The organism is Dendronalium sp. ChiSLP03b (assembly GCF_034531165.2).
In the GTDB taxonomy this organism is placed as follows: Bacteria; Cyanobacteriota; Cyanobacteriia; order Cyanobacteriales; family Nostocaceae; genus Dendronalium; species Dendronalium minutum.
In genome coordinates, this window is sequence record NZ_JAVRBR020000041.1 from 14,564 (window position 1) to 27,835 (window position 13,272).

The 13,272-nt window shown below is 42.2% G+C and carries 13 protein-coding genes; 6 read left to right on the forward strand and 7 right to left on the reverse strand.

The window, feature by feature from the left end:
• Positions 1-96: 96 nt before the first annotated feature.
• Positions 97-282 (forward strand): DDE transposase family protein, encoded by a 186-nt coding sequence (locus tag RMY31_RS09635; RefSeq protein ID WP_322664707.1) that lies wholly within the window; start codon positions 97-99, stop codon positions 280-282.
• A gap of 18 nt (positions 283-300) precedes the next feature.
• Here the strand turns inward: RMY31_RS09635 and ctpC are convergent, their stop codons facing one another.
• Both ctpC and ispG read right to left on the reverse strand, forming a co-directional pair.
• Positions 301-1,593, reverse strand: coding sequence for a carboxyl-terminal processing protease CtpC (ctpC, locus tag RMY31_RS09640; protein ID WP_322664710.1), 1,293 nt, complete (start codon positions 1,591-1,593; stop codon positions 301-303).
• A gap of 184 nt (positions 1,594-1,777) precedes the next feature.
• Positions 1,778-3,004, reverse strand: coding sequence for a (E)-4-hydroxy-3-methylbut-2-enyl-diphosphate synthase (gene ispG / locus RMY31_RS09645; RefSeq protein WP_322664711.1), 1,227 nt, complete (start codon positions 3,002-3,004; stop codon positions 1,778-1,780).
• A gap of 552 nt (positions 3,005-3,556) precedes the next feature.
• On the opposite strand from ispG, the gene RMY31_RS09650 reads away from it, so the two are divergent.
• Positions 3,557-4,594, forward strand: a complete 1,038-nt coding sequence (locus tag RMY31_RS09650) for an isochorismatase (RefSeq protein WP_322664713.1) — start codon at positions 3,557-3,559, stop codon at positions 4,592-4,594.
• Between the two features lie 121 nt (positions 4,595-4,715).
• Here the strand turns inward: RMY31_RS09650 and RMY31_RS09655 are convergent, their stop codons facing one another.
• Positions 4,716-5,606, reverse strand: a complete 891-nt coding sequence (locus tag RMY31_RS09655) for a M23 family metallopeptidase (RefSeq protein WP_322664715.1) — start codon at positions 5,604-5,606, stop codon at positions 4,716-4,718.
• 353 nt (positions 5,607-5,959) lie between these two features.
• Here RMY31_RS09655 and RMY31_RS09660 point away from each other — a divergent pair, with 353 nt between their 5' ends.
• Entirely contained in the window at positions 5,960-7,165 is a 1,206-nt protein-coding gene (locus RMY31_RS09660) for an HhoA/HhoB/HtrA family serine endopeptidase (RefSeq protein ID WP_322664718.1), read from the forward strand.
• 104 nt (positions 7,166-7,269) lie between these two features.
• On the opposite strand, the gene RMY31_RS09665 is transcribed toward RMY31_RS09660, so the two are convergent.
• From RMY31_RS09665 to ispD, 3 genes are all read right to left on the reverse strand, one after another.
• On the reverse strand, positions 7,270-7,608 hold the full coding sequence (locus RMY31_RS09665) for a DUF760 domain-containing protein (protein WP_322664720.1): 339 nt from the start codon (positions 7,606-7,608) through the stop codon (positions 7,270-7,272).
• Positions 7,609-7,816: 208 nt separating this feature from the next.
• Positions 7,817-8,374, reverse strand: a complete 558-nt coding sequence (scpB, locus tag RMY31_RS09670) for an SMC-Scp complex subunit ScpB (RefSeq protein WP_322664722.1) — start codon at positions 8,372-8,374, stop codon at positions 7,817-7,819.
• Positions 8,375-8,541: 167 nt separating this feature from the next.
• Positions 8,542-9,225: a 2-C-methyl-D-erythritol 4-phosphate cytidylyltransferase gene (gene ispD, locus RMY31_RS09675; RefSeq protein WP_322664724.1), complete on the reverse strand. Its 684-nt coding sequence runs from the start codon at positions 9,223-9,225 to the stop codon at positions 8,542-8,544.
• Between the two features lie 179 nt (positions 9,226-9,404).
• Here ispD and RMY31_RS09680 point away from each other — a divergent pair, with 179 nt between their 5' ends.
• Both RMY31_RS09680 and RMY31_RS09685 read left to right on the forward strand, forming a co-directional pair.
• Positions 9,405-10,361 (forward strand): glycosyltransferase family 9 protein, encoded by a 957-nt coding sequence (locus RMY31_RS09680; RefSeq protein ID WP_322664726.1) that lies wholly within the window; start codon positions 9,405-9,407, stop codon positions 10,359-10,361.
• A gap of 495 nt (positions 10,362-10,856) precedes the next feature.
• Positions 10,857-11,621 carry a hypothetical protein gene (locus tag RMY31_RS09685; protein WP_322664728.1) on the forward strand — a complete coding sequence of 255 codons (765 nt, stop codon included), beginning with the start codon at positions 10,857-10,859 and terminating at the stop codon, positions 11,619-11,621.
• Positions 11,622-11,725: 104 nt separating this feature from the next.
• Here RMY31_RS09685 and RMY31_RS09690 read toward each other — a convergent pair whose 3' ends face one another.
• Entirely contained in the window at positions 11,726-12,196 is a 471-nt protein-coding gene (locus RMY31_RS09690; RefSeq protein WP_322664738.1) for a CRR6 family NdhI maturation factor, read from the reverse strand.
• A 500-nt stretch (positions 12,197-12,696) separates the two neighbouring features.
• Between RMY31_RS09690 and RMY31_RS09695 the strand changes: the two genes are divergently transcribed.
• The gene (locus RMY31_RS09695) at positions 12,697-13,146 is read left to right on the forward strand and encodes a Fur family transcriptional regulator (RefSeq protein WP_322664740.1); all 450 of its coding nucleotides are present in this window, start codon (positions 12,697-12,699) and stop codon (positions 13,144-13,146) included.
• Positions 13,147-13,272 lie beyond the last annotated feature (126 nt).

The following is a 13,272-nucleotide window of genomic DNA, read 5'->3' on the forward strand; positions in this document are numbered from 1 at the left end:
CACTGCGTAAGTCCTAAGAGTTTGCAGTAGGGGAATTCAGAACTTTTCAATATGTCGTAAAATTTTTCTGTAAAAAACAAAATTTTTATTCTCAGTATGAACGACACACAACATTTGTATATTGTCAAGCGCCCTACTGGTCATTGCGAAATCGTCCCCAGCAAACAAGTTGGAGACGATAATCCAGAAATTATAGAACAGTGGGGGCCTTTTACTTCCGAAGAAGAAGCGATCGCCCGTCGCATTGGATTAATCAGGGCTGGCAAATGCCAACCCCAATAAATCCAAAATTTTTAACTTTTAATTCTTAATTTTTTCTGCACTCGTAATTCCTTTAGCAGCAATTTGTTTACCTATCACTTCCACTGCTTTAGCGAATTGTGGATCTGCTAATGTAGCAAGTTTGTCGCGTTCGCGGAGCCACAAGTCCTGCCGCTGAGCATCAGTCAAATCAACCTTTATATCTGGATCGATCCCATGCTTATTAATATCTTTATCACTGGGCGTGTGGTATTTAGCAATAGTCACTGCCAATCCTGAACCATCTTCCAAAGGACGTACTGATTGTACTAGTCCCTTACCAAAGGTTTGAGTACCCACTAGAGTAGCACGCTTATTGTCCTGTAACGCCCCTGAGAGGATTTCACTAGCACTGGCTGAACCTTTATCTACCAATACTACCAGAGGTTTATTCGTGAGAGCGCGTCCATTAGCTACTTCCCGTTCTCGTTCACCTTGGCGGTCAATTGTGGAGACTATTGTGCCTTGATTCAGCCACATGCGGGCAATTTCCACACTAGAGAATAGTAAACCACCTGGGTTACCACGTAGATCGAGAATATAGCCAGCTACCTTTTTGGTTTCTAAATCTTTGATAGCGTTTTGCATTTCCTTGCCAGCATTGGCGCTGAATTGATTCAGGCGAATGTAACCAAGGTTACCTGCGGGTGTTTGCTTTTGCGAATACTTAACAGGATGGATTTCAATCCGCGCTCGTTTAATCGCAAACTCTTTTACTTGACTGTTACGCTGAATTGTCAGATTTACTGTTGTTCCTGCTTCACCTCGGATCAAAGATACTGCTTGATTAGTATCCATCCCCTTAGTGCTTTTGCCGTTAATTTTGAGAATTGCATCTTTCGCAAGAATTCCAGCCTTAAATGCAGGTGTATCTTCAATTGGGGCAATCACAACTAACTGCTTCGTTTTTTCATCCTGACTGATTGTGATACCAATACCTGTTAGTTCTCCAGAGGTATCCACTTGCATATTTTTGAATTCCTCTGGGTCCATAAATCGGGTGTATGGGTCATTTAGCTTTTTCAGCATTTCCCGAATGGACTTATAAGCTTCCTGCTGACTACTGTAGGACTTGTTTAAGTACTCCTTACGAACAGCCTGCCAATCAACTTGGTTAAAAGTACCATCTACGTATTGGCGGTTAACTATTTGCCAAACTTCGTCTACCGTTTCCTTTGGACTTGCTTTAAATAAAGCCTGACCTCGTGAATGAATGCCAAGACTAGTAACAGCGATCGTGGAGAGTGTTACTGCTGTAGCACCCAAAACAAGCCTACTTTTTGTAATCACCATAATGACAACTTTGTCAGAGGGAAAAATTATAGTCAGTATGCCCAATCTAACACAGGGTACCAATGTACAGGTCGAGCATGTATTTCTAATTTCATTAAAATACTTGACAATCCGGCCAGCTGGGAGAGTAGAGAGTAGGGACTAGGGATTAAAAAAATTATTTAATACCCAGTCCCCAGTTCCCTCATGGTTCTACCCAGCGTCCATCTGCCTCGATCAGCTTAATCAACTCTTCAACTCCTTGTGCTTCTGGGACTTTTTTAATTTCTTCTCTGCCACGGTACAAGGAAATATAACCAGGGGTCTTGCCAACATAGCCATAGTCCGCATCTGCCATTTCTCCAGGCCCATTAACAATACAACCCATGACTGCTATATCTAGCCCAGTCAAGTGCTTAGTAGCTTCTCGTACTTTGTGCAGCACTTCCTCTAAATTGAACAAAGTGCGTCCACAAGAAGGACAAGCGACATACTCGACCATTGTTTTCCGCAATCCTAAAGCTTGCAGAATGCTGTAGCAGACAGGAATTTCTTTTTCTGGTGGTTCTGTTAATGACACCCGAATTGTATCGCCAAGACCATCAGCGAGCAATGTGGCAATACCAGCTGTAGATTTAATGCGCCCGTATTCACCATCGCCAGCTTCTGTAACACCCAAATGCAAAGGATAATCCATACCCAGTTCATCTAAGCGCTTCGCCATTAAGCGATAAGCAGCTACCATCACAGGTACTCGCGAGGCTTTCATCGAAATTACCAAGTTACGAAAATCTAAAGATTCACAAATGCGAATAAATTCTAAGGCAGATTCCACCATCCCTTCTGGGGTGTCGCCGTAGGAGAATAGCATCCTTTCAGCGAGAGAACCGTGATTGACTCCGATTCGCATTGCTTTACCTTGGTCGCGTAGAGAAATCACCAGAGGCGCTAAAGTTTCGCGGATTTTTTCTCCAATTTCATCAAATTCGGCTTTACTATATTCAGTTCTCTTGGAATTTGGTTTTTCAAATACATACAACCCTGGATTAATTCGCACTTTCTCTATATGTTTGGCGACTTCTAGGGCGATTTTCATGCCATTGTGGTGTACATCAGCAACAATTGGCACATCTTGATAAGTTTTAATTAATTTTTGTTTAATTTCTGCTAAAGCCACAGCGTGAGCTATACTCGGCACTGTAACGCGGACAATTTCACAACCAATTTCGTGTAATCGACGAATAGCAGCCACGGAACCGTCGATATCAAGAGTGTCTTCGTTAATCATCGACTGCACCACAACGGGGTAGCCACCTCCAATGGTGACATTTCCCACCTTTACAGATCTGGTTTTACGCCGCTTAATCGTGGTATCGATGGTGGATTGATTCCCTGTGGTGTTGGATGTTGTAAGGGTCGGCAAAGTTTGCATAACCTAATTAGGTAAATTTGCTGTAGTTAAAATATCAGATTGAAATGTCTCTGTCTCTCAGATTGCCACAGTAGGAGCTTTTTTGGACGATGAGGTTGCAAAAAAGAAAATAAAGAGTGAGACGAACCAGGATAAGTAATTCAAAATTAAAATTTGATCTACAATGGCGAACGCTACTTACTGAGTAGTAAATGTTATCACTAGTATCCATGTAAGATTATGACCCAACTTTCAATACCTAATGACTTATTAGCGAACAGTGAAGTTTTGATTGCCACCTTACTGTGTGAGTATCTAATTAACTAGTCTACGGAAGCAAATTCTTATACAAAACATACGATAAATGAGAATCTACTTTAGCTTTGAGGAACCCTATTCAATGGAAACTTGTTGAAAAAGTAGAAATAAAGGATATTGCTATAGATTTTTACTAGCTGGAGAAATTAGCCGAATTTGATGAATACTGCTATTCTCCTTTTTTGATTTTTCCCACTTTGTATAACTTATCTATATAAATGATTAAAAATCAGACAAAATAAAAGCGATGTAATTATGAACACCCAAATACAAACTCAACTCCCCATTCCACCGCACTTTAACCCTAATAAAGTGAGTGAAGTCTGGCGCGTACCTTACCAACAACGCGCAGTAGAAGCTGAAGTATGGGCAAAACAACACGACATCAAACCAGCTTCTTTAGACAAAACCTGCATTTGCCTACTTTTAATTGATGTCCAAAATACTTTCTGCATCCCTGAATTTGAATTATTTGTAGGGGGAAAATCAGGAACTGGGGCAGTTGATGATAACCGACGATTATGTGAGTTTATATATCGTAACTTAGAAGTGATTACGACAATTGTACCCACATTGGACACCCATACAGTCACGCAAATTTTCCATCCTATTTTTTGGGTGAACGATGCAGGCGAACATCCTATACCAGCAGCTACTAGCATTACTCCAGAGGATATTGAACAGCGGATCTGGAAAGTTAACCCAGCAGTTGCTCACACTATTACGAATGGCGATCGCGAATTATTAGAAAAACACGCTTATCATTACGTTAAAAAACTCACTCAAGACGGTAAATATCCTCTCACTGTTTGGCCTTATCATTCTATGTTGGGTGGCATCGGTCATGCTTTAGTTTCATCGGTGGAGGAAGCAATCTTTTTTCACTGCATTGCACGTCAAAGTCAGACGCAATTTGAAATCAAAGGTGAAAATTCTTTAACAGAAAACTATTCAGTTTTACGTCCAGAGGTATTGGAAGATTTCGAGCAGCGTCCACTTGGTCAAAAAAATACACGTTTGATTAAGCAACTTTTAGAATTTGATGCTGTAATTATTGGTGGTCAAGCTAAAAGTCACTGCGTAGCCTGGACAATTGATGATTTGTTAACAGAAATTAAACAGGTAGATGCCACCCTGGCTAAAAAAATCTATTTGCTAGAAGATTGCACTTCTCCTGTTGTCGTTTCCGGTGTTGTGGACTATACAGAACAGGCAGATGCCGCATTTGCTAGGTTCGCGCAAGCAGGTATGCATATCGTAAAATCTAGCGAAATAATTGAATTTGGAAATTGAAAATTGGTCAGTTGTCAATTGTCAGTTGTCACAAGGCAATAGACAGAAGGCAGAAGTGAAGAATGATCTCCCTTATCTTCCTTATTTTCCCTGTCCCCACGTCCCCGCGTCTTTCTCATCTTCATTGCTTCAGATAATCCTTTGGATCTTTCGCTACCCAACCTAAGTCTGAGCTAGCACGCATTTCAAAATGAAGATGTGGTTGCTTAGAAGTGGGTTGTCCAGTAGTTCCAACTGTTCCTAGCACGTCTCCTTTGTTGATTTGTTGACCAACAGTAACCTTGATACTGTCAAGTTGGGCATAACGGCTTTGGAGTCCGCCGCTGTGGTTAACGATCACCAATTTGCCATAAGAACCTTGGTTATTGGCAAAGACTACAGTTCCAGATGCGATCGCTTCTACAGAAGTACCTACTGCTGCTAACAAATCCACACCACTGTGGAAGAATACTTCACCATTAATAGGATTGATTTGCCAGCCATATGGTAATGCCACAGTTGTCGCTTGCGGCAAGGGATATCCAGATATGGACACACGGCTACTTGCTTCCTGATTAGCAGGTGCGGGAGACGCACTGATGGCGCGATTCGGCGATCCATCTACCCACGGAACAAAAACAATTCTAGGGTCTTGTTGACAGCCATTCACCTCAAATAGTGTATCTGCACGGACTTTAAACTGGGCCGCCACTTGTCGCCAAGTTTGCCCGCGAGGCACTTCCACAACAATCCCATTGTAGGGAGGAATCTGAAGCTCGCTGCCAACGGGAACGGTGTCATTTCTTAAACCTGGATTCATGTTGATAATCGTTGCTGGAATGAGATTGTAGCGCTGGGCTATACTCTCCAAAGTTTCACCACGAGCAACTTTATGGCGCTGAAAGCGAGATAAAGCTGGAGTTGGGCAACCCGGCACAGCAGCATTAGCATTTTTCAGGTTTGGAAATGTGGGTATTAGCCCAACAGCGCTAACTAAGCTACAGAGCAAAAGTAGACGATATGGAAAAGTCATATATACACTTCAAGAGAGCGCTAATTTTAGATGGAGGTTTGGGGACTGGGGGCTGGGTATAAGGGCTACAAAGAGGAATGATTGAAAAAGTCTCTTCCTTGTTTCCTCTTCTAGATTGAACGAGGGTGTAGAAGTGTAAAGGTATAAGGGTATAGGGGATAAGAAATAGTCACTCCTCCACTACAATTCCCGCCTAGTCCCCAATCCCTAATACTCAATACCCAATCCTTAATCCCCAATTCTGCATCTAAAAATCTTGTTTTTTTCTTATGTAAATTGTTCTGTCCACTTGCCGTTAGCTTGACTACACTTAGAAATTAGCAACTGCACTGTTGTCCTTAAATGTGATGATTATGAATTTATCCTTAAAGCAACTAGCTATCTATTTATCTTTACTGACAATCGGCAGTGGTGCAGGTTGGTTAGGCAGTCGCCATTTCCTGCCACAAAATCGCTCGTTTCAACAGCTAAAAAATGTCACAGTGGCTTTGCCTCCACAATCTGTAGTTCCTAATTCTGTGAGCGGAATTAGTGGAGCTAATGGAGGCGATAATGTGAATTTTATTGCCACGGCTGTGCAAAAGGTCGGGCCAGCAGTGGTACGAATTAATGCCACCCGCAAAGTTCCTAATCCTATCTCTGATGCTTTGAAAAATCCCTTCTTTCGCCGATTTTTTGGCGAGGATGAGCAACCAATTCCCCAAGAGCGGATTGAGCGTGGTACCGGTTCGGGATTTATTTTGAGCGAAAATGGAGAATTACTGACCAATGCTCACGTAGTTGCGGACACAGATACAGTACAAGTAACCCTCAAAGATGGTCGGACTTTTGAGGGTAAGGTGGTGGGAGTTGATGCCATAACGGATGTGGCAGTGGTAAAAATTCCCGAAAATAAATTGCCCACCGTGAAGCTGGGCAATTCACAAAACTTAATTCCTGGACAATGGGCGATCGCGATTGGCAATCCCCTAGGGTTAGATAATACTGTCACCATCGGCATCATTAGCGCTACAGATCGTACCAGCGCTCAAGTTGGTGTCCCAGATAAACGAGTCAGTTTTATTCAAACGGATGCAGCAATTAACCCTGGTAACTCTGGCGGCCCTTTGTTAAATGCTCAAGGTGAAGTTATTGGTGTTAACACTGCCATCCGTGCCGATGCTCAAGGACTCGGTTTTGCCATTCCTATTGAAACCGCTGCCCGCATTGCTAAGGAACTGTTTACCAAAGGGCGTGCGGATCATCCTTTCTTGGGAATTGAAATGGCAGACCTATCTCCGACTAAAAAACGCCAGATTAATCAAGAAAACAAGCTCGACATTAAGCAGGACACTGGTGTTGTAATTAAGGGAGTCATGGACAATTCACCAGCAAAGCAAGCAGGACTGCTTCCTGGAGACGTGATTCAAAAAATTAACGGTAAACCAGTTAAAATTGCAGCCCAAGTGCAAAAGCTGGTAGAGTCCAGCTCAGTCGGGGATATCCTGCTCATTGAGGTCAACCGCAGCGGAAAAATTCAAACTTTGAAAGTCCAGTCAGGAACTTATCCCAAAAAATAGGTAGGGATTATGAGTTTGGTATGAGGATGTTAGTAATTAAAAACTTTCCTCAGCTCATCACTTTTAACTAAAGTAAGGGCGCAAGGCGTTGCGCCCCGCCAAACTCATAACTTTTGCTCTAATTGCATTCTTTGTTCCATCTGACGCAGAAAATAGCCTGTCATCATCGCCGATGCTAATAACCCCGCTAGGTTATCCCTATCTGTTGTAATTTGCACGTTGAAATTTTCTGCGGGGAGCATTCCCACCAGCCCTTGGACGTTTTGCGAAATGATTTGTTTAATTTCGGGGCTGACGGACTGAGCGACGCGAGCTAAGACTTCTGGAGACTGATGCTGTAAATATTTGAGCAACTGATTGGGGTGTTCCTCAAAGTGGTCGTTAAGAAGCTGGTTCGGGTGTTCCTCAGAGTTGTCATTCAAAAAGTTAGGATCAAACACCATTGGCAGTTTTTTTTAGCTTAGTTGCTAATTCTACTCTAAACCATAGTACAAGGGTAGCGCATTCTCCACGGGTATAGCCTTTGCCTCTACCCTAAGAAAGCAGGGGGGCGGAAGGGCAGTGGGAGATGGGGGGACGCGGGGAAAACAAAGCAGGGCAAGATATAAAAAATAACTCCAAACTCCAAATTCTTCACTCCTAACTCCTAACTCAGCACTCAGCACTCGCTACTGCTTCTGGTTCTTCTTTGAGTGTCAGGTCTAGTTCTAATTGCTCTTCTTTGGGGCTATTGGAAAATGTTTGAGGAAGCTGCTCAATTTGGAAATACTGATGAAATTTGGGTGTTACTTGTAATGAATATGAGCGAGAATCATTATCTCGGCGTTTCCGTACAAAACCAAGTTCGACTAGTTCTGGTACATGTTGGTATGCTCCTGAACCGCGCAGGTCAATCAAATCACTTTGAAGTATGGGACTATTGAGGGCGATCGCAGCTAAAGTTCGCAATGCGCCTAAACCCAATTCTACGGGAATTAGCGTTTGTACTAAGTCATGAAAGTCAGACCGCAGTTGCAGACTGTAACCAGCTGGAGTTTCTACAACTTCTAAGGCACTATCTCGATGGGCATAGTTGTCAATTAGCTCAATTATGCCTTCTTCAACGGTGGCGCGATCGCACGCGGCATACTCGGCGATTTCGCCGAGCGACAAGGGCTTGCCCTTTAAATAGAGAATCGCTTCTATCTTAGTCGCTGTGGCTGTAATCATTACTCAAGAATCAAAAGTCAATAGTCAATAGTCATAAAAAACTGACAACGGACGATTAACAGGTGTGCGAGATTATATTAGAATTCTCAAAAAAAGTCAAGCAATGTATTCATAAGACCAGATTTAGAGAGTGGTTCGTCCCAAACTGGTGTAATGTAATTGACCTTTCACAAGTTCCGAGTGCTGAGGATAAATTCTGCGATCGCTAAATCTTGGGGAGTGGTCACTTTTAAATTTGTCTCCTCACCCGGGACAATTCGGACTTGGATGCCGCACATTTCAAACAAAGCAGCATCGTCAGTTACTTCCCAACTTTGACGAAGACCTTCGGCGTGGCACTGTTTCAACAACTTGACATTAAATCCTTGGGGAGTTTGTGCTGCCCAAAGTCGCTGTCGGTCGGGTGTACTTTGAATTATGCCATTTTCATCAACGACTTTGATCGTGTCTTTCACAGGCACGGCGGCGATCAAACCAGGACATTGACGAATGGCTTGGGCACAAGAGTCGAGTAAATCTGGTGTAACTAGACATCTAGCTCCATCGTGAATTAACACTTGTTCTGCGGCTGCTGGCAACGCCTGCAAGCCGTTGTAAACAGATTCTTGGCGAGTGGAGCCGCCGATAATCAGTTCTACTGGTTTAGTAAGCCGTAGGTCAGCAAGAATTGCTTTGAAGTCAGGCCAATCAGTCGGTTGGGAGATAATTCCTATCCACTCGATTGAACTCGCCGCAGCCGCAGCCTTGAGAGTCCAAGCAATAATTGTTTGCGATCGCACTTCGAGTAGGAGTTTATTGCGGTTACTCCCCATCCTTTTTCCTGTTCCCGCAGCTGGAATTAGTAAATACACAGAATTCCTCAATCTTAAAACTGGGGATTGGGTACTAGGGATTGGGGACTGGGAAATTTCTCTGATACCCAATCTCTAATTTTTCTTAATCTTTAATTCCTAATACCCAATACCTAATACCCAATCTCTCATACCTATATTCCCCTAAAATAGGGAGCGAGTACGCGTCAATAAATATTATGCGAGTAGTAGCCCTTGTACCTGGCGGAATTGGCGATCAAATTCTCTTGTTTCCGACTCTAGATGACCTGAAGCGCTATTACCCCAACGCTCAGATAGATGTCGTTGTTGAACCCCGGTCAAAGGCTGCCTACCGGGTGAGCAAGTCAGTGCACGACGTACTGACCTTTGATTTCAAAGACCGTAACAGTTTAGCCGATTGGGGCAACTTGGTAGGCTCGATTCGCGATCGCGAGTATGATGTCGCCATTCTTGTTGGGCAAAGCTGGTTACTGGGTCTTTTACTCTGGTTGACAGGAATTCCCAAACGCATTGGCTACCAAGGCAAAGGAGCGGTTCTTCTCACCGATACTGTGCCTTTCAAACCATCTCAGAATGCGGCAGCATACCACGACTTGCTGCAACCATTAGGTATTAAGACCCCTTCCCCAGAGTTAACAGTGAATGTGCCAAAACTAGATATTGAGTGGGCACAAATAGAACAAAAACGCTTAGGGGTGAATGAAACAGGTTATATCCTAATTCAGGACGGTTCTAACCACGCATCCCCGGCTACAGGTCTGGATACAATCTATCCTGTGAAAAATTGGCAGCAAATTCTTCAAGACTTTCAATACAAGCAACCGGATTTGCCTGTGGTAGTCGTTAAAGAAGCTGACAATGAGCAGTTTGTGCGATCGCTTTTGGAGTTTTCTCCAGAAATCAAGGTAACCGCTCCAGATGATATCGGTAAGTTGGCTGCATTTATAGCCGGGGCGAATTTGATGTTGTCTACAGAGAGTGTGCCTTTGTTCCTAAGTGTAGCAGTGCAAACCTATACCATTGCCCTCTTTGGCCCCACAGAACCAGCAAAATTGTTGCTCACAAACGATAGATTTCTTGCCATTAAATCCCCCACAGGTAAAGTGGCAGATATTCCACCTAAAACAGTTTTGGAGAAAATCTGGGGTGGCTAAACCAGCAAGGTAAATGCGTTTGTAGTCAGAACTTGAGTCCTCAAACATTCAACTTTTCTGGTTTACTACAAACCTATTGCAATAGATTTAGCCACGATTACAACTTTGTCTCTGAAGCTCAGAGCTTCCAATCTTGGTACTATTACTAACTCAAATCCGCTGATAATGGCGGATTTTGGCTTTTCGATCGAAAATATCCTCAGTCCTTAACCAGTAATACCAATTAAAAAAAATAATTGCGATAGATAAAAACTCTGAAAAGCTGACCCAGTAAGAAGGCAGAAGGTAAACCCCCTAAATTTATTTATGGGGGCTATGCGAATTAGAGACTGGGGATAATGTTAGTTTCCAGAAATTTATGGGAAGAATACAGCTTGGATTACTTAGCTAATGTGCATTTAATCCAGTCTGTTGAGATGAGAGCAAGAATAGGAGTTTTTCGCGCTTTCCAATCCAACAAATCATCATCTGATGAATTATCACAAGGAAAAACAAATGGTGATTTATTTACATAACTTTATTATCAGTCGAAAACGTTATATTCAGATTGAAAGTCAGCCACACCATATCACTGGTATTTTTAGAACGCTTGTCAACTCAAAGAATAACTATGGCTGTGAATTGAATAATATTAACAGTGCTTATTATAAATGTGAAGCAGAAGGAACAGTAAGTTTTTATCAAGCATACAAAACTGAGACAGAGAATCCAGGAATTTGGACTTATGTTGTATATGAATGTCCAGCAGGCAAGGAACAAATTTTTCATGATTCCAATATTTTGACAGACATCAAACTTCTAAAAAAACTAATAAATGGTCATAAACTAACTCAAACAACTGTAGATATCAAAGATTATCTTAATTGTAAATCTAATGAAGATGAATATCTGGATATTAAACTACCTTATGAGTGGAATACTCGAGCAGGAAGAGAAATTGCTAGCCTGCTCTTAGATGAATTAAAGGCTTTAAAAGCCTCATCTGTTTTTACAGAAGAGGTAGGGAAAAAATATATAAAGGTAGTTATCAATGATTTCATTCAAGCTGCACGAGAAGTTTTGCAAACAAATGGCACAGCTAAAGACTTTGAAACAGTTCAATACAAGGTATTGAATAAAATTAAAAGTGATGAGATAGCTAACTTAATTATTAAACATAACAACTATCGTATATGGCAAGCGGCTTTACCAAGTAAATCAAAAGCAGTTGAACATGCTTTCAATACCGCATTAAGCTTGATATGCCGTATGAAGTTATAGCAAGTTTAATACGGTATTGGGTATTAGGAAAATTTCATAGTCCCCATTGCCCCTAATCCCCAGAGGGGGTTCTCAGTTCCTCAGTCCCCAGACCCCATAACTTTTCAAAATATTTCAAACAGGGCATCATCTAATTCGTAACCCAATATTTGCGCCATAGATTTCAGCCGCGATGAACTGGGGATATCTTGTTGTTTGAGCCAATCACTCAAAACAAAAATTTTGTGCATTAAAAAGATTTCCAAAGCTTCGGGATTGTACTGAATACCTTCTTTAGAACTAAATTGATGCGGTACAAGCATGGCGGTATAACGGGCTAATTCCCCAGTTTTCCAATCGAGTAAAAATGGCAACCAGGGATATTTGGCATCCAAACGGACAAACCATAGCCGCAACTCTGGAATTTCTGAAAGTTCGCGGGGATCGCCAGGTTCTAGAGGATAGTCGATATCAAAGCGCAGTTGCTGTTCATAGGAAGCGACTCCTTCTTGCAACAGTTGCTCAATTACCGTTAATGCAGGCGAAAGATCCAGATTGTTAATGGAGTCAGTATTGAGTGCGATCGCGATTATCATTGACTCAGCAGCCACTTTCTTTATGCTCAACAGTAGGATTGAGAATCAAGAGTACCAGCTTTCAGCAATAGATGCTACATATGCTGGCAGCAAAATAGAAGCACATGCTCCCGCATCTTTGTCTATTTCCTAGAACATCACCTGTGTCTACGCCTTTTCGTCGAGTGTTATCGCCATCAACTACAAAACGTTAACGTGATTACAGGGTTAACTTAACATTCATTTGCGTCAGTTCCCTCTAGTAGCGACAACACCCGCCTTTAGGTAGACATTTTTAGTAATTTTAAGTTAAAGTTGTAATGAGTTTGTTTTAGATTAGGGTGCGACAAAAAATCGCCAACAAGCTACCACAATCATCACCTCAGACTGTAAATTTCGCCGCGAGCGCTAGCAAGAACACAAATAGAGGCGAAATGGCGATGTTTAATAAACTTGCAGATAAAAAGAACCAAATAAACATTCAGACGGGCAAATTCTCATCAATAGTTAAAAACTTAACTATGCAAAAATTAGCAATATCTACAAAACCAATTCGTTCCTTAGAAGATGCGCTGGAGCGGTGTCAAATTCTGGGTATGCGTGTTAGTCGCCAGCGTCGCTTTATTCTGGAGCTGTTATGGCAAGTCAATGAACATCTTTCAGCTAGAGAGATTTACGATCGCCTGAACCATCAGGGTAAAGACATTGGTCATACTTCTGTATATCAAAACCTAGAAGCCTTATCCAGTCAAGGCATAATTGAGTGTATTGAACGCTGCGACGGTCGTTTATATGGCAATATCAGTGATTCTCATAGTCATGTTAACTGTCTTGATACCGAGCAAATCCTCGATGTGCATGTAGAACTGCCAGAGGAAGTTATTCGTCTAGTTGAGCAACAAACTGGAGTACGGATTACTGAATACACTATTAATTTTTATGGCTACCGCAATTCGCCAGAAAAGCCATAACAAAACATTAATAGTCAGTAGTGAATCGTAAATAATAATTGACCCTTCGGGTGACGCTCGTTCCGACGCTCGTTCCGACGCTCGTTCGCGTAGCGTCTCCCCTTGGGAGAAGACTCGCTAACGCTT